Below are 15,963 nucleotides of genomic sequence, written 5' to 3'. Positions count from 1 at the left end.
CATTACCGTATAATTACCGAAATGTGCTACGCCCTTGCTTAATCACAGAAATTGGATGAGAATTTGCTCTTTTTTTTGATTTTTTAGAATAGGAAAAGATAGTATATGGTTTTTTGGAAGAAAAGTTGTTTTATTTTGATTATAAATTAATTTGAATCTTAATTTTCTTTAGGTTTTATTCATAAAATGCTGTTAAAACTTGAAATTAGTTCAATTATTAAATAGTTTACTATTAAAAAATGTTATGATTTTTTGATAATTTTTTAATTAATTGTATTATTTATTGAAAATTTTTATTTTATAATTAAAATTTAATTCTATTTTTACGACATAATACAAATTATTAATGTTTATGTCTAGAAAGTGGTCTTTTTTTTTACTCATTCTGTTATTAATTTCAGTTTTTGGTTTGTTTGTACCAATTTCTGGCGATAATTCTGATAAATCTTCAATAGTTCCTGCGGATATTGCCTGGATTTTGACTTCAACCGTGCTAGTTTTCTTTATGACACCAGGATTGGCCTTTTTTTATGGTGGAATGGTTAATAAAAAGAACATTATTTCTACGATGCTTTCAAGTTTTATTGCTTTAGGTGTTGTTACGGTTTTATGGGTGGTAGTAGGCTTTAGTTTAGCTTTTGGTGATGATGTGGGCGGGTTTATAGGAAATCCTAAAACATATTTTATGTTTAACAATGTGTTTAGTGGCAGCCCTTGGAAATTAGCTCCTACTATTCCTTTGCTTCTTTTTGCATTATTTCAGTTGAAATTTGCCGTTATAACACCTGCAATTGTGGTTGGTGCTGTGGCTGAACGTATAAAATTTGCAGGTTATTTATTTGTAATGATCTTGTTTTGCCTATTTGTATATACTCCTTTAGCACATTGGACCTGGCATCCTGAAGGTTTCTTGTTTAAAATGGGAGTTTTGGATTTTGCCGGAGGTACCGTTGTACATATTTCAGCTGGTTGTGCTGCTTTAGCAGGTGCTATAGTGCTAAAACCACGTAAAGATTTACTGAAAGGGAACAATATTTTTCCGGCCAATATCCCATATGTAATTTTAGGAACCGGAATGTTGTGGTTTGGCTGGTTTGGGTTTAATGCTGGTTCAGCCTTATCCGCATCATCGCTGGCTGTGTATGCATTTGCTACTACTGCTGTATCATCCGCTTCTGCTGCACTTACCTGGATTTTCTTTGATGCTTCCCGAGGTAGGAAACCCTCTGCACTGGGAGCATGTATCGGGGCGGTAGTTGGTTTAGTAGCCATTACTCCTGGTGCCGGTTTTATTGCGATAGCGCCAAGTATATTTATTGGAGCGCTTTCAAGCATTATTTCTAACCTTGCAGTTCATTGGAAATCAAAAACATCTATTGATGATACGCTTGATGTTTTTCCTTGCCATGGTTTGGGAGGAATTGTAGGTATGTTATTAACAGGTGTTTTTGCCAACAAAACAATTAATCCGGCTGGTGCGAACGGATTGTTTTATGGTGGTTTTGAGTTATTTAACAAGCATTTGATCGCCTTGGTGATTGTGGTTGCTTATAGTTTCTGCGTTTCCTGGGTAATTTTTAAACTGGCGAATGTGCTAATTGGCTTAAGAGTAAATGAAGAGAATGAAACGATTGGACTTGACCTTAGTCAACACGATGAAACCTATTCCAGCCGTCGTAATATTTTTGCACCTCAATCTTAAGGTTTATTGATAAATTGGTAGAGCTCTAATCCCAACGCCCAGTTGGGATTAGAGCTCATTTTTATCTGTTGTTTTTAGGATAATCGATATAAGTCGAAGTTCCTGTTCCATGACTTACCAGTTTCCAGCTTTGCAGATCGAAATCAATTTTTACAATACCACAAGTTGGTAAGTTTAATAAATTATTGTCCGTTAAATAGTTGAATAAGTCTGTTAATCCAGGATTATGCCCAAACATTATTACCGTATTTAACTGATCTTCAAGTGAATTAATAACACCAAGTAAAGTTGTAACATTGGCAGCATATACTGAAGGATTTAGCCGAATGCTTTCAACATCATAGTCAATCACTTCTGCAAAAAGCTGAGCTGTAGTAAACGCTCTTAATGCAGGGCTTGAGACTATTAAATCTGGGTTTTTAATTTTTTTCGATAAAATCTTAGCCATTGCCGGTGCGTCTTTTAACCCCCGATCATTCAATGGACGGTCAAAATCATTTATATTGATTAAGGATTTATCAGATTTGGCATGCCTTACCAAGTATAATGTCTTCATTATCAGAAATTAAATTCAATATCAGTCATACATTTGAAATGCTTCTTCGGACAAGAATCCCTACCTGCTTTTGAGCATGGACGGCAGTTCAAATTATTATTCTCGAATATAACGGGATTTTTGCAATATGGCTTGAATCCAATAGGAGAGGTTGTGCCCCAAATTGAATAAACGGTTTCGTGAAATGCAGCACCAATATGTGTTAATCCGGTGTCATGACCAAAAACTCTTTCAGCATTCTTTACCATCCATGCTGATTGACTGATAGTTAGCTTACCCGCATAATTTACAATAATTGGAGTAGATCCTTTTGGATGGGTTAAGGCTTTTTGCTGATAATAGGCTGCAAGTTTATCACCTGTTTCAGAATCTTCTTTGCCTCCAACTAAAACAATTGGCTTGCTTATTTTATCACATAGCTCAATCATTTTATTGAAAGGTAAGAGTTTAGTATATGAGCTTCCACCAATAACAAAGCAATCGAAACCATTTTGTAAAGCCAAAGGCAATGTATCTTTGGCAATTTCATCTTCAGGCAAAAAGTAATAGTCTAAACCTTTACCATCATTTTTTACCCCTAGAGGTTCAACGGTTTTCATATACCTGTCAACAATATGCCAGTCAGGCATTACTTTCAGTTGAAAACGGGTAAAAAAGAAACGTTGCAAGCTTAATTTTGTGTATGTGTATGACTTTACACCTAATTTCCATTTAATTTTAGTTGTACGGATATTTTTGTGTAGGTCAATAACATAATCAAATCCTTCAGTCTTCCAAGTCTTAATCAAATCATTCAGATTGTCTTTGGTGAGCAAATGAAGGTTGTCTATGTAAGGATTTGCCTTCACAACATCTTTAAATACAGCTTTAACTGCAAAATGTAATTCAACATTTGGTAATTGCTGTTTTATACACCTGATTACAGGGGTGGTCCACACTATATCACCAATAGAAGAGAAGCGTATAATTAAAATTTTGGTCTTTTGATTCATGCTGAGTTCTGTTAATGAGCTCGGGTTTGGTTTTAAGGAAAGTTAGATTATATTTTCTTGTTAGAAGATTTTTTTTGCTCAAATTTTCGGGCAATTTCATTTGCAGATAAAGCATTGAAGCACAGGTTTTTGGTCAATCCTGCTTTTCTGGCAACATTTACACCGTATTTCATGTCATGATAACCCTCTTTTCTATGGGCATCAGGGTTGATTGATATCATAACGTTTTTGCTAAGTGCATAATCAATCCAACGCCAATCCAAATCTAAACGCAATGGGTTGGAATTTAATTCGATAACCACATTGTTTGCAGCACAGGCATCAATAATTAATTTATGATCCAGTGGATATCCCTCTCGTGCTAAAAGTAAGCGTCCGGTAGGGTGTCCTAAAATAGTTGTATATGGATTTTCAATAGCCTTGATCAAGCGCTCATTCGCTTTTTCTTTAGTCATTTTTAATTGAGAGTGTACAGAAGCAACAACTAAGTCAAAGCTATCCAGTATTTCATCTGAATAATCCAAAGAACCATCGTATAAAATATCAGATTCAATACCTTTAAATATTTTAAATGGAGCAAGTTCTTGATTAAGTTTTTCTATTTCGGCATGTTGCTGTGCAACGCGTTCTTCGGTTAAGCCATTGGCGTAAAACGCAGATTTTGAGTGATCACAAATTCCCAGGTAATCATACCCTAACTCTTTGCAATACAGAGCCATATCCTTAAGTGTATGAATTCCGTCGCTATAAGTACTATGGTTGTGAATTGTACCTTTTAGGTCTTCTAGAACTATAATATTATTATGATCAATTGATTTTAGCTTTTCTTCATTCCATTCCTCTCGCAATTCAGGAATAATATATGGCCAGTTTAGCGTTTGATAAATTTCGGCTTCACTGCTCTTGTTTTTTAATATATCTGTTGATTCCAGCGCTTCGATGTGCTGAATATGATTAGAACTTCCGGTGGCTTTAAATTTATTCCATGTAAATTCCTGAGGTGATGAAAAAGTGATTTCTATTGAAAAATGATCAAACTTTCCATTCCATTGATTCTCCGTCATTAATGCTCCTGAAAAGTTTTTATTATTATTGATCGCATTAAGAACTGTTGATGAATTCTCCGAAGCTATCACAAAACTGAAAGTTTCTATTATGTCGCATTTTCGGGCCATCTGACCTGCTGTGGCCACTTGAGAAACTGACGGTAAGGTTAAGAGTTCCTTTTCAATTGTTGCATTGAGCTCTTCTGCTTGTGCATATAGCAATTTACCAATGTTTGACATGGTAAACTCTATAACTTTCTTTATTTCTTCTTGAGTTTTTAATCCAAACCCTTTGGCTTCTACCAAACGATTCTCATTGCAAGCATAATACAACTCAACAATATTTTCAATCCCAAGTTGCTTCCATATAATCTGAATTTTTTTTGGGCCTAAACCTTTTATTGAAAGCATTTCAATAATTCCGTCTGGAGTAATAGCAAGCAGTTTGGTCAACTCATCAATTGCTCCGGTTCGGTTCAGTTCATCAATTTTTAAAGCTATACTTTTTCCAATTCCCTCAACTTTTTCGAGTTGTTCAAGGTTCAAACCGTAAACTTTTACAGGGGACTTATCAACTTTAAACGCGGCATTGGCTACTGATTTTACTTTAAATGGGTTTTCTTCCTGAAGTTCCATCAATTGTGAAAGCAACCGTAAGGTACGAGCGATCGTTTTGTTTTCCATCTCACAAAAATAATTTAATTCCTAAAAGAAAAGCAGTTTATATCCCAAACAACTAATTATAATTATATTGAGAGTTTTAACCTTTTGTTTTCAAATGAAAAACGACCGGGAGTTCCGGTCGTCTATTTAAATTTCGATTGTTACGCAGTTGCTATATCAATTGAGCTTCTAATGTAATCTTAGTGTTTAGTAGTTTTGAAATTGGACAGTTTTTCTCAGCGTCTTCAGCGCATTCAGCAAATTTATCTGCACTGATACCCGGAACTTTTGCCCTTAAAGTTAAATGACTTTCAACGATTGCCCCATTTTCAAATGAAATTGCACAATCAGTATGAATTTCATCAGCTGTAAAACCTGCTTCATTTAAAGAAAAGCTCAACTTCATGCTAAAGCATCCGGCATGAGCAGCTGCCACCAATTCTTCAGGGTTAGTGCCTACACCATCGGCGAAGCGACTATTAAATGAATATTGCGTATTATCTAATACAGTACTTTGAGTTGAAAGGATTCCGTGACCTTCTTTACCAGAGCCTTTCCAAATAGCAGTTGCGGTACGTTTCATGGGTGAATTAGTTATGTTAAAAGGTTAAAATCAACTTTAATTAATTGATAATTCAAATGGCATACGGGCTTGAATTCCTTTAAGCTGAGATACTTGTTTAATTTTTTGATAGATTTTATACTCATCACCCAACTCTTTTTTAAGTAGTGAGGTTTGAATATCATCGGTTACGTTACCAAAAAAGCTTTCAAATATGGATTTCTGGCTAGGATAAGACACTGTTCTGTACGAAGTAAGTTTTGCCAATTTAGCAGCTTCTGCTACTGCATCATTTATTCCACCTAATTTGTCCACCAATCCAATCCGTAATGCTTCAATGCCACTCCAAACCCTTCCCTGACCAATACTATCGATGCTTTGCTGTCCTTTTTTACGTCCATTGGCTACCTTTTTTGTGAAAATATTATAAGTATTATTCACCTGAGCCTGAAGTATTGCTCTTTCAGATTCAGTTAAAGGACGGCTTATACTGCCCATATCGGCATATTCACCGGTTTTAACACCATCAAAAGTAACACCCAATTTATTGTTGAAAAACTTTTGTGCATTAGGAATAATTCCGAATACTCCAATTGATCCTGTGATCGTATTAGGCTGAGCTAGAATTTTAGATGCAGCGCATGAAATATAATATCCTCCAGAGGCAGCATAATCGCCCATAGAAACAACAACCGGTTTAGCTTTTCTGGCTAATTCAACCTCACGCCAAATAACATCTGAAGCTAAAGCGCTTCCTCCAGGAGAGTTTACACGTAAAACAATAGCTTTAACTTTTTTATCCTCGCGTACTTCACGTATTGCTCTTGAAATTCGTTCCGAACCAATAGTGTTATCATTACCTTCACCTCCAATAATATCCCCTGATGCGTAAACTACAGCAATTCGATCTGATGGTAAATCAGTTTTGCTTGTTTCAGCGCTTTTGTATTTTCTTAAGCTGATCACGTTCAGGTCGTCATCTTCAGCGATATTTGAACGATTTTTTAATTCATCAATAACCTCGTCTTTATATTTTAAACCGTCAGCCAGGTTGAATTTTAAAGCATCTTCGGCCCTTTGAATTAATAGTCGATTAGCAATTCCACGCAATGAATCAGGCGTGATATTGCGCGATTGGCCAATTTTAGAAAGAAAGTGACTGTACATCGACCCAAGAAATGAGTTGGTTTGTAATCTGTTGGCATCACTCATTTTATCCAAAATAAATGGCTCTACAGCACTTTTATAGGTGCCAACTTTAATTACTTGAGCTTCAATTTCAAGCTTTTCAAGAGCTCCTTTCAAAAACATAATCTGACTTCCAAAGCCTTTAAATTCAATTTCGCCAACAGGGTTCAAATAAACTTTATCGGCAACTGAAGCTAAATAGTATCCTTTTTGGGTGTAATACTCGCTATAGGCTACAATAAATTTTTTAGACTTTTTAAAATCGATAAGTGCGTTTCTGATTTCTTCAACAGTTGCAAAACCAGCACCTACCGATGTTGTATTGATGTAAATACCTTTAATTTTGTCGTCTTCTTTTGCATTTTTAATCCCTACCAAAATATCATCTAAACCAACTGTATTCTTACTTTGCATTTCGTTATAGTTATAGTCAGAAAACGGATCGGCTGGGGTACGTTCAGGAATTTCATAATCGAAATTTAAAGCTAGAATTGAGTTCTCATGAACTTGAACGTTTTTTTCCTTACTGGCTGAATTAACTACTCCAATAATGATAGCAACAAAAAGTATGGCTGCTAAAACAAGAGTAATGAAAGTACCAACCATTGAAGCAAAAACGAATTTGAAGAATTGAGCCATAATGTTAAACTGATTTTTGAAAAGCGTAATAAAAATACAATTAAGTTTTTATAGGGCGATGTTTACGGTGCAAAAATATCAGTCACAAGTATACTAAAATAAATTATTATTAAAATTGCTCAATATTTTAATATTTAGAATAGGGTAGATGAACGATCTATATATCTTATTGGGAGGAAACTTAGGAAATCGTAAGGAAAATCTGGAAAAAGCAATTAAGCTTATTAATGAAAGGGTTGGGGGTATAGAAAAATGCTCGTCGTTATTTCAAACGGCGGCATGGGGTAAAACAGATCAACCTGATTTTTTGAACCAGGCAATAAAGGTAAATCCGAAAAAGAGTGATGTTTCCGTTATTTTAAGTGATTTATTATTAATTGAACAAGAACTCGGACGCAAGCGAATAGAGCATTGGGGAGCAAGGGTAATTGATATAGATATTTTGTTGTTTGGAAATGAAATTGTTAATACTCAGCGATTAACTATTCCGCATCCGCAGTTGCCCAACCGAAGATTTGCATTAATTCCTTTAAACGAAATAGCAAGTGACGTTATTCATCCGGTTTTTCATAAAACTATTGCAAACTTACTTTTGGAATGTAAGGATGGATTGGAAGTGATTCAGATAAAATAAAAAACATACCGGATTTTTACCACCGGTATGTTTAACATCTTTAATGTGAAATGTACAGTAGCAATCCTACTGATACATTTTTATTTATGCTTGGTGCAATGTGAAGTGATATTGCTCCATAATTAAGTTTGCAAGTAACTTTTTGCAGGCAGTATCAACTTTTTCTTTTGCCACTGCCTCATTTTCGGCTTCAATTTCCAACGTAACATGCTTTCCGATACGCACATTATGAATTTCGCTTAAACCTAAGTTTTTCATACTTCCGGTTACAGCTTTTCCTTGTGGATCAAGGATTTCTTTAAGGGGCATTACGTCAATTTCGGCGATAAATTTCATGTGTGTTTTATTTTATTTTTAAGTTGTAGTCCGTCAAACTCCAACAGCTTGACAACAACAATTATGATGAAAGTTTATATTGTATCAGCGATAATAGGATGTAAACCAATAGTATCAGCGGAACGGCGGCAAATTTAAACAAAATGATGAACACCACCGAAGAGATTATTAAAATATACCTCAGTTTATTTACTTCCCAGTCGAACGACTTAAATTTCAACGCAATTAATGGCAGCTCACAAACTAATAGATAGCTCTGCACAATTATTAATATGAAAATGAAGTAAGGCGGATGCTCTAAAATCCAGTACACAATCGGATATCCATCTATTATAAATGGCAATGAGCCAATAAATATGGCATTTATAGGAGTAGGTACACCTATAAACCGATCACCTTGACGCTCATCAACATTAAACTTGGCTAATCGTAGTGCTGAAAATACGGTTACAATAAAACCTGAAAAAGCAAGGTATTTTACCTCTGGCGCTAAAGCATAATTTAAAATGCTAAAAAGAATGGCCCCCGGCACAAAGCCAAAGCTCACCATGTCAGCTAGTGAGTCCAATTCTTTTCCAATAGCTGAATGTGCATTTACTAATCTTGCGACAAATCCGTCAATAAAATCAAAGAAAGCAGCAATCAACATTAAGTAGGTTACCACTTCCAACTCAGCTATTTCATGGGCCTTTAATGCATAATAAGCAGCAATACACCCAGTGAATAAATTTAAGCAAGTAATAAAATTAGGAATGTGTTTTTTCATTGAAAGATAGTTTGGAAATATGAGACAGGAGATCGTTTAGAACATTTCTCCAGTCTCATATTTTCACAGCTATTTTATCCGTTCATAGAAACCATAAATTCTTCGTTTGACTTGGTGCCTTTCATGCGAGAAAGCATGAATTCCATTGCCTCTTGCGAAGTCATATCGGCTAAGTGATTACGTAAAATCCAGATACGCTGCAACATATCTTTATCTAATAAAAGATCTTCGCGACGGGTACTTGAAGCGGTAAGGTCAATAGCAGGATAAATACGTTTGTTAGAAAGCTTGCGATCTAACTGTAACTCCATGTTACCGGTTCCTTTAAATTCTTCAAAGATTACCTCATCCATTTTCGATCCGGTATCAATTAAGGCAGTTGCTAAAATGGTTAAAGAACCTCCATTTTCTATTTTACGTGCCGCACCGAAGAAACGTTTAGGTTTGTGTAATGCGTTGGCATCAACACCGCCCGATAAAATTTTGCCCGAAGCAGGCTGTACGGTATTGTAAGCGCGCGCTAAGCGTGTAATAGAGTCAAGAAGGATTACTACATCATGACCACACTCTACCATGCGTTTAGCTTTTTCAAGTACGATGTTAGCAATTTTAACATGACGTTCAGCCGGTTCGTCAAAAGTTGAAGAAATAACTTCAGCTTTTACGTTACGAGCCATGTCTGTAACCTCTTCCGGACGTTCATCAATTAACAAGATAATCAGATAAACTTCAGGATGGTTTTCGGCAATTGAATTAGCAACATCTTTTAATAATGATGTTTTACCAGTTTTAGGCTGTGCTACAATCATACCACGTTGCCCTTTACCAATTGGTGTAAACATATCCATAATACGGGTTGAGTAATTGCCTGTATTAGTAAATAAATTTAAACGCTCATAAGGGAAAAGTGGTGTCAGGTAATCAAATGGAACGCGATCACGAACTTCAGCCGGAACACGACCATTAATAGATTCAACACGCACTAAAGGAAAATATTTTTCTCCTTCTTTTGGTGGACGAATACTACCTCTAACGGTATCGCCGGTTTTTAAACCAAATAGTTTTATTTGAGACTGAGATACATAAATATCATCAGGTGAGGTTAAATAGTTATAATCGGCAGAACGTAGGAAACCATACCCGTCAGGCATAATTTCCAATACACCCTCGTTTACAATAACATTTTCAAAATCAACAGTTGATAATGCATTAGATTCTAAACTAGTACGAGTAATTGGGGTGGATTGTTGTGATTGAGCTGCCTGTTGTCTCGGGCCTCTATCATTAGAAGAAGGCTCAGTGCGACGGCGCTGTATGCGATTATCTGTTTTGGATTCTTCTGGAGCAGTTGGTGCAGTTGGAGCAGTTGGTGCAGTTGGTGTGGTTGGGCTTTCTGGGATAGCGGCTAAGGGTTCTGTCGGCGTTGTTTTGCCTCCGTAAACCACTTTTTCGGGCTCTTTGGCAACTTTACGAGTGATGCGCTTACGTTTTGAAACTTCTTTGAGCGAATCGTCATCAAAAATTGGTTCATCTCCCTCGATATCTGCATCTGGAACCGATTCTGTTTCAGCTTCATCAGAACTGCCCGTGCTGATACTTGAAATAGCCTGACTATCAAGGATACGATAAATTAACTCCTGTTTCCTTAATTCGTCAAAATCAGGAATTCCAAGTCCTTTAGCAATCTCTCTAAGCTCCGAAACGAGCTTGTCGTTCAGTTCAATAATGTCGTACATCAATTAAAAAAATGTTTAGGAATCTGTATTAAGAAATTTAGTTGTGAATAGAGATATTAGTAACTAGCGAATAGCAGTATAATTATATTTTGATTTAATGTTCAAGAAAAGTTACGTTGATTTTCTCTCAAAAGAGTTTTAGAAAGAGATAACATTGCAATAGTAGTTATTAAATTTAATTTATCAAATTTTTTATGCGTTTTGTTTTTAATTTTTTTATTCGGTTTGCTAAGTTGACTGAATCTCAAATATTCTAATGGATATGCACTTTTCAGAACGATAGTTGGTTATGTATGGTACTATGAAAATTATCCTAACTTTGCGAAAAAATTAGCATGACCAAAGAACAGCTTTTTGAAAATATTCTTAAAAAAAGATCTTTTTTGTGTGTTGGGCTTGATACAGATATTACAAAAATACCCAAACATTTACTGAAATACGACAATCCGGTAGTGGAGTTTAATAAGCAAATTATTGAAGCGACTGCCGAGTATTGTGTAGCGTATAAACCCAATACAGCATTTTATGAAAGTAGAGGTGTGATCGGATGGCAAGATTTGCTGGCTACCATGAACCTGATTCCTCAAGATATTTTCACTATTGCTGATGCCAAAAGAGGTGATATTGGAAATACTTCGGCCATGTATGCTCGTGCTTTTTTTAGCAAAGAAGAGTCGGGGTTTGACTTTGATTCAGTTACAGTAGCTCCTTATATGGGTGTTGATAGTGTAAGTCCTTTTTTAGGTTTTGAAAATAAATGGGTAATACTACTTGCTTTAACTTCTAATGAAGGCAGCAAAGATTTTCAATTTTCATCATTAAACGGAGATGAAAAACTATATGAAAAGGTGATTAAAAGAGCACATACCTGGGCTGGGGCAGAAAGATTGATGTTTGTGGTAGGTGCTACACGTGCCAGTGAATTACAAGCTATCCGTGCAATTGCTCCCGATAACTTTCTATTGGTGCCAGGTGTTGGTGCCCAAGGAGGAAGCTTGCAGGAAGTTGCCCAATTTGGCATGAACTCAACTTGCGGCCTATTGGTCAATTCTTCAAGAGGAATCATATATGCTTCAACAGGAGAAGATTTTGCTGAGAAGGCTAGGATAGAGGCTAAAAAGTTGAGAGATGAAATGGATATTTTATTAGATAAATATTTAGGTTAATATTTTAAGAAAAATAGTACTAGAGTCTGGGAGCGAATAGCTTTCAGGCTTTTTTACTTTTCTGAAAATTAGATAAGTGTTAGTGGCCAACTTCTCCCTTTAGCTTTACGCCTTGTAACAAGCTCACACATTATCAAGGTCTACTATGCCCCGTCTTTTATGTTTTAATTGTTTAAAATAGGAAGGAGTTAATCCGGTGATTCTTTTAAATTGGTTAGAAAGGTGGGAAACGCTACTAAAATGCAGCTTATAGGAAATTTCAGTCAGACTCAGTTCATCATACACCAATAATTCTTTTACCCTTTCAATACGATGGATTATAAAGAATTTTTCAATAGTGATACCTTGCACTTCAGAGAAAAGGTTGGCTAAATAGGTATAATCGTAATTAAGTTTTTCGCTTAGGTAGTCAGATAGGTTTACTTTTAATTGTTCATCGGTGTAATGAACAAGTTCGATAATTACACTTTTAATTTTCTCAATGAGTATACCCCTCTTATCATCCATCAACTCCAGCTCATATTTTCGCAGCCCTTTGTCGAGCTGTTTTAGTTGTTCTTCAGTAATGCCCCCCTTAATTTCAACTTCACCTAATTCCAATTGGGAATAATTCAAACCCAGCTTTTCCAATTCGGCTTTCAATATCATTTTACATCGTATACATACCATATTTTTGATGTGAATTTTCACTGTGTATTAACGTTTTCTTCATTTTAATGAATTCATATAAATTTACAAAAGACATTTCTTTATTAGGGGATTAAACTGTTTATCATTTGAGTACTTAAACTTCACGGTCTTTTAAAACTGTAATAAGTTTGTTTAAAGACAATCCTTGTACAATTATAGAAAATAACACTATAAAGTAGCAGCCCGAAAGTATGCCTTCCTTGTAAGGCGAATCTGGTAATGATAATGCCATTGCAATAGAAATACCACCACGAAGGCCTGCCCAACTAAGTATAAATAAGTTGTTGAAGTTAATTTTCCCGAGGAGGAAGAGTGCTGGTAATGACACACTTATAATTCTGGCAATAAGGATTATCATAATTGCAAAAATGCTTAACATCCAATATTCCCTTAAAAAAGGCATGGCAACCATCTGGAGGCCAATCATGGCAAAGAGGATGGTATTGAGTACTTCATCTATGAGTTTCCAGATTCGTAAGAGGAAATCATCTGATACTTTATCTTCATGAAAGCTATTGTTGCCTATGATAAGGCCAGCTGTTACGGATGCAAGCGGTACAGAAGCATTAAAAAAACCTGCAAGCATTGAAATGCCTAATACTAACGCTATGGAAATAAGCAAAATGGTCTGAAAATCTTTAATTGATTTAATCAGCATATACCCAACATATCCAATGACAAGCCCAATAACTATTCCACCCAAAACTTCATGGATAAGCAGCCCTGCTATGGTATTGAAACTAATGACTACATCAGGTTTATGTACCAGTTCCAGTAGGAGTATATACAACAGCAATCCGACTGCATCATTAAAAAGAGATTCCCCGGCAATAACAGTTGACAGTTTTTCCGAGATTTTAGAGCGTTTTAGAATTGACCCAACAGCTATGGGGTCAGTGGGAGAAATCAGCGCGCCAAAAATAAAACAATAGATCAGCGAGAGGTTGATGCCAAACAAGCCAGAAAGATGATATAGGAATGTCCCAAACAACAATGTTGAAAGCAGAACACCTAAAGTGCTTAGCGCAAAAACAGACCATTGCTGTTTCCTTAATTTTTGGTAATCAAAATGCAATGCACTGGCAAAAAGTAGGAAACCAAGCATTACATCAAGCAGGATACTCGAAAAATTCATGCTGTCCGAGGCCGCTCTGATCTTAGCCGCGAGTTCGTTATTTGTTTTACCGACAATTACAATAATTACAGAAAGTACTACGGAAATTGCTACAATGCCTATGGTTCCCGGCAGCTTGATAAAGCGCTGGTTGATATAGGAAATCCCTGCGCTTACAAGTATGAGCAGGGTTATAAGTTGTAGTACACCCATAAAATCTCTTTAGATTTAACTACCTACAGTTTTATTAAAAGTTAATCATTTATTTTTTCAAGCTTAATCTTTGACGTAATTAATAAGTTACTGATTATCAGTTAATTTGATTAAATTTAAGGTAAATGCTAATTTATTTTATTATGACTAAACTAAAAGCTGCTTACTTAACATTCGGGATTCCAAATACTTCTAAAAAGTATTCGTGGGAAGGGAATAATATACTAAGAATTACTGTTGTGATTTATTTGATTAATGGTAAGTTTTATTCGGCAACCTCAGAACATAGAAATTCCCATATTCGTCCTGGACAGATAATTCATATTGGACTTCGTTTCCCAGATGAATCTATTGAGGAAATACAACAACATAATATATTTGAATTTTATGTTTATTTAGAGGCATTTGATGGATATCAAACATTAAGTATTGAAACTATGAATGATACATTCATAGTTGACGGAATGAGAATAATCTTAGATAAAGACACAATTTCATATAATTCGACTTCTAAAAAACAATTATTTGAACATCGTATTGAATATAAAGAAGAAATTGTTTTAGTTTTTGAGGATAATACTGTCGTTACTTCCGGATCAAATGACCCTAAAGGATATTTAATTATTGATGGTGGTCCCAGTGAAGTTAGATTTAGAAGACCACCTGAACCAAACTATTTCCCATTGCAACCAACGCTAAAAGAACCTGTGGGATAATTCAATATAATAAGAATATTAAATCATACAGAAATCAATAATAGGTTGATCAATTGTATGTTAGACTGTTACTAAATACAATTTGAAAGATTCGTTTCATGGTATAATTGTTAAAGTGGTTGTGTGAACCATAACTAAAGTTGATATGGTTATGTAATTTACTCCTTTGGCAGTCATATCTAGGGTGACTGAAGCAATTAATGAAAGAATGAGCTATTATGTACCTATATAGACACCTTACTTTTGTATATCTCTTATCAGCCTTAACAACTTAAGTCATTCCTTTTATATCAGCCTCATAAGTGATATTCTTTAAATATTAATAAAAATTAGAAGATTTTGACTTTGCTTGTTAAGCTTATTATAGGTGGCAGGACGAATAATAAACTTCCAGCTCCCTCCAAATTGTGCTACATTATCAGAAAGTTTTTGCCCTTTTGAAAAAGAGCTCCTCCGGAGGATGCTGGAGTTTATTAATAATCAGGTGTTCTTCTTTGATGACGTCATTTACTAATTGGTGCAGTTTCTTCATCTGATCATCTTCTGCCTTGAATTTTTTTATACTCATTCAGTTCATCCTACTATACTAACTACTACACTGATTAATATTAATTAAGCTTCCATCATAACTCTTACCTACAGAATTAATTCATAATTAAACGACAGGTTTGCCCTGCAAAACCCTTATAATTATTGCAACTAAAGCAATAACTAACAGAATGTGAATGAGACCACCTGCATGAAAAGCAAAAAAACCAACTAGCCATCCTATTATTAATAGTACAGCCAGTATATACAATAAATTTCCCATAATTTTAATTTTTAAGTTTGCTAATCCTGTTTAACAGATTTATTTTCATTTATTCATAGCCACTTTTTATAACCGTTAATATCATTTTAAAGCGCTCATTTGCTTTTATACTATTGGGTGAGTGTGCAGGTATAATAATCGATTGCCCTGTCTCTAATAAGTTCAACTTACCATCGATAATTACTTCCGCATTGCCTTCTATTATTTGTGCAAACGTATCAAATGGAGAAATTTTTTCAGTCAGCATTTCGCCGGTATCAAATGAAAGTACACTAATATTGCCGGTCGACTTCTTGATGATTGTTTTGCTTACAACCGCATTCGATAAGTACTCTATTATTTCAACAATGATGAGTGCTTTTGATTTTTCAACTTCATCGCTGTCCATCTTCTGTTCTCCTTTACTCACTGCACATAAGCTGTGCGCTACCTC

General features: G+C 35.3%; 16 protein-coding genes. 4 read left to right on the top strand and 12 right to left on the bottom strand.

Features of this window, described 5'->3' with window-relative positions:
- The first annotated feature begins 352 nt into the window (after positions 1-352).
- Positions 353-1,702 (top strand): ammonium transporter, encoded by a 1,350-nt coding sequence (locus L2B55_RS12670; protein WP_237846233.1) that lies wholly within the window; start codon positions 353-355, stop codon positions 1,700-1,702.
- A gap of 61 nt (positions 1,703-1,763) precedes the next feature.
- Here L2B55_RS12670 and L2B55_RS12665 read toward each other — a convergent pair whose 3' ends face one another.
- The 5 genes from L2B55_RS12665 to sppA form a co-directional block, all read right to left on the bottom strand.
- Positions 1,764-2,258: a SixA phosphatase family protein gene (locus L2B55_RS12665; protein ID WP_237846232.1), complete on the bottom strand. Its 495-nt coding sequence runs from the start codon at positions 2,256-2,258 to the stop codon at positions 1,764-1,766.
- 2 nt (positions 2,259-2,260) lie between these two features.
- The gene (locus tag L2B55_RS12660) at positions 2,261-3,250 is read right to left on the bottom strand and encodes a glycosyltransferase family 9 protein (RefSeq protein WP_237846229.1); all 990 of its coding nucleotides are present in this window, start codon (positions 3,248-3,250) and stop codon (positions 2,261-2,263) included.
- Between the two features lie 47 nt (positions 3,251-3,297).
- On the bottom strand, positions 3,298-4,980 hold the full coding sequence (locus tag L2B55_RS12655) for a DNA polymerase/3'-5' exonuclease PolX (RefSeq protein ID WP_237846226.1): 1,683 nt from the start codon (positions 4,978-4,980) through the stop codon (positions 3,298-3,300).
- A gap of 151 nt (positions 4,981-5,131) precedes the next feature.
- A complete protein-coding gene (locus L2B55_RS12650; protein ID WP_237846223.1) occupies positions 5,132-5,542 on the bottom strand; it encodes an OsmC family protein in 411 nt (136 codons plus the stop codon).
- A gap of 36 nt (positions 5,543-5,578) precedes the next feature.
- Positions 5,579-7,348: a signal peptide peptidase SppA gene (gene sppA / locus L2B55_RS12645; protein WP_237846220.1), complete on the bottom strand. Its 1,770-nt coding sequence runs from the start codon at positions 7,346-7,348 to the stop codon at positions 5,579-5,581.
- A gap of 148 nt (positions 7,349-7,496) precedes the next feature.
- On the opposite strand from sppA, the gene folK reads away from it, so the two are divergent.
- Positions 7,497-7,982 (top strand): 2-amino-4-hydroxy-6-hydroxymethyldihydropteridine diphosphokinase, encoded by a 486-nt coding sequence (gene folK / locus L2B55_RS12640; RefSeq protein ID WP_237846217.1) that lies wholly within the window; start codon positions 7,497-7,499, stop codon positions 7,980-7,982.
- 84 nt (positions 7,983-8,066) lie between these two features.
- Here the strand turns inward: folK and purS are convergent, their stop codons facing one another.
- From purS to rho, 3 genes are all read right to left on the bottom strand, one after another.
- Positions 8,067-8,318, bottom strand: coding sequence for a phosphoribosylformylglycinamidine synthase subunit PurS (gene purS, locus L2B55_RS12635; RefSeq protein ID WP_237846216.1), 252 nt, complete (start codon positions 8,316-8,318; stop codon positions 8,067-8,069).
- Between the two features lie 61 nt (positions 8,319-8,379).
- On the bottom strand, positions 8,380-9,084 hold the full coding sequence (pssA, locus tag L2B55_RS12630; RefSeq protein WP_237846211.1) for a CDP-diacylglycerol--serine O-phosphatidyltransferase: 705 nt from the start codon (positions 9,082-9,084) through the stop codon (positions 8,380-8,382).
- Positions 9,085-9,158: 74 nt separating this feature from the next.
- Complete coding sequence (gene rho / locus L2B55_RS12625) at positions 9,159-10,820, bottom strand: transcription termination factor Rho (protein WP_237846209.1); 1,662 nt, start codon at positions 10,818-10,820, stop codon at positions 9,159-9,161.
- Positions 10,821-11,155: 335 nt separating this feature from the next.
- On the opposite strand from rho, the gene pyrF reads away from it, so the two are divergent.
- Entirely contained in the window at positions 11,156-11,986 is an 831-nt protein-coding gene (gene pyrF, locus L2B55_RS12620) for an orotidine-5'-phosphate decarboxylase (protein WP_237846207.1), read from the top strand.
- Positions 11,987-12,109: 123 nt separating this feature from the next.
- On the opposite strand, the gene L2B55_RS12615 is transcribed toward pyrF, so the two are convergent.
- Both L2B55_RS12615 and L2B55_RS12610 read right to left on the bottom strand, forming a co-directional pair.
- Positions 12,110-12,634, bottom strand: coding sequence for a helix-turn-helix domain-containing protein (locus L2B55_RS12615; protein ID WP_237846205.1), 525 nt, complete (start codon positions 12,632-12,634; stop codon positions 12,110-12,112).
- Positions 12,635-12,770: 136 nt separating this feature from the next.
- Positions 12,771-14,003 (bottom strand): cation:proton antiporter, encoded by a 1,233-nt coding sequence (locus L2B55_RS12610; protein ID WP_237846204.1) that lies wholly within the window; start codon positions 14,001-14,003, stop codon positions 12,771-12,773.
- Positions 14,004-14,146: 143 nt separating this feature from the next.
- Here L2B55_RS12610 and L2B55_RS12605 point away from each other — a divergent pair, with 143 nt between their 5' ends.
- Complete coding sequence (locus tag L2B55_RS12605; protein WP_237846201.1) at positions 14,147-14,719, top strand: hypothetical protein; 573 nt, start codon at positions 14,147-14,149, stop codon at positions 14,717-14,719.
- A 655-nt stretch (positions 14,720-15,374) separates the two neighbouring features.
- On the opposite strand, the gene L2B55_RS12600 is transcribed toward L2B55_RS12605, so the two are convergent.
- Both L2B55_RS12600 and L2B55_RS12595 read right to left on the bottom strand, forming a co-directional pair.
- On the bottom strand, positions 15,375-15,530 hold the full coding sequence (locus L2B55_RS12600) for a lmo0937 family membrane protein (RefSeq protein ID WP_237846195.1): 156 nt from the start codon (positions 15,528-15,530) through the stop codon (positions 15,375-15,377).
- A 49-nt stretch (positions 15,531-15,579) separates the two neighbouring features.
- Positions 15,580-15,939, bottom strand: a complete 360-nt coding sequence (locus L2B55_RS12595) for a cupin domain-containing protein (RefSeq protein WP_237846192.1) — start codon at positions 15,937-15,939, stop codon at positions 15,580-15,582.
- Positions 15,940-15,963: the final 24 nt, after the last annotated feature.

This window comes from Solitalea lacus, from assembly GCF_022014595.1.
Taxonomy (GTDB): domain Bacteria; phylum Bacteroidota; class Bacteroidia; order Sphingobacteriales; family Sphingobacteriaceae; genus Solitalea; species Solitalea lacus.
This window is presented reverse-complemented; position numbering and strand designations above follow the sequence as displayed.

Coding starts and splice junctions, on each gene's coding strand:
- L2B55_RS12670 (WP_237846233.1), top strand. CDS start 353: ATGTCTAGAAAGTGGTCTTTTTTTTTACTCATTCTGTTATTAATTTCA.
- L2B55_RS12665 (WP_237846232.1), bottom strand. CDS start 2,258: ATGAAGACATTATACTTGGTAAGGCATGCCAAATCTGATAAATCCTTA.
- L2B55_RS12660 (WP_237846229.1), bottom strand. CDS start 3,250: ATGAATCAAAAGACCAAAATTTTAATTATACGCTTCTCTTCTATTGGT.
- L2B55_RS12655 (WP_237846226.1), bottom strand. CDS start 4,980: ATGGAAAACAAAACGATCGCTCGTACCTTACGGTTGCTTTCACAATTG.
- L2B55_RS12650 (WP_237846223.1), bottom strand. CDS start 5,542: ATGAAACGTACCGCAACTGCTATTTGGAAAGGCTCTGGTAAAGAAGGT.
- sppA (WP_237846220.1), bottom strand. CDS start 7,348: ATGGCTCAATTCTTCAAATTCGTTTTTGCTTCAATGGTTGGTACTTTC.
- folK (WP_237846217.1), top strand. CDS start 7,497: ATGAACGATCTATATATCTTATTGGGAGGAAACTTAGGAAATCGTAAG.
- purS (WP_237846216.1), bottom strand. CDS start 8,318: ATGAAATTTATCGCCGAAATTGACGTAATGCCCCTTAAAGAAATCCTT.
- pssA (WP_237846211.1), bottom strand. CDS start 9,084: ATGAAAAAACACATTCCTAATTTTATTACTTGCTTAAATTTATTCACT.
- rho (WP_237846209.1), bottom strand. CDS start 10,820: ATGTACGACATTATTGAACTGAACGACAAGCTCGTTTCGGAGCTTAGA.
- pyrF (WP_237846207.1), top strand. CDS start 11,156: ATGACCAAAGAACAGCTTTTTGAAAATATTCTTAAAAAAAGATCTTTT.
- L2B55_RS12615 (WP_237846205.1), bottom strand. CDS start 12,634: ATGATATTGAAAGCCGAATTGGAAAAGCTGGGTTTGAATTATTCCCAA.
- L2B55_RS12610 (WP_237846204.1), bottom strand. CDS start 14,003: ATGGGTGTACTACAACTTATAACCCTGCTCATACTTGTAAGCGCAGGG.
- L2B55_RS12605 (WP_237846201.1), top strand. CDS start 14,147: ATGACTAAACTAAAAGCTGCTTACTTAACATTCGGGATTCCAAATACT.
- L2B55_RS12600 (WP_237846195.1), bottom strand. CDS start 15,530: ATGGGAAATTTATTGTATATACTGGCTGTACTATTAATAATAGGATGG.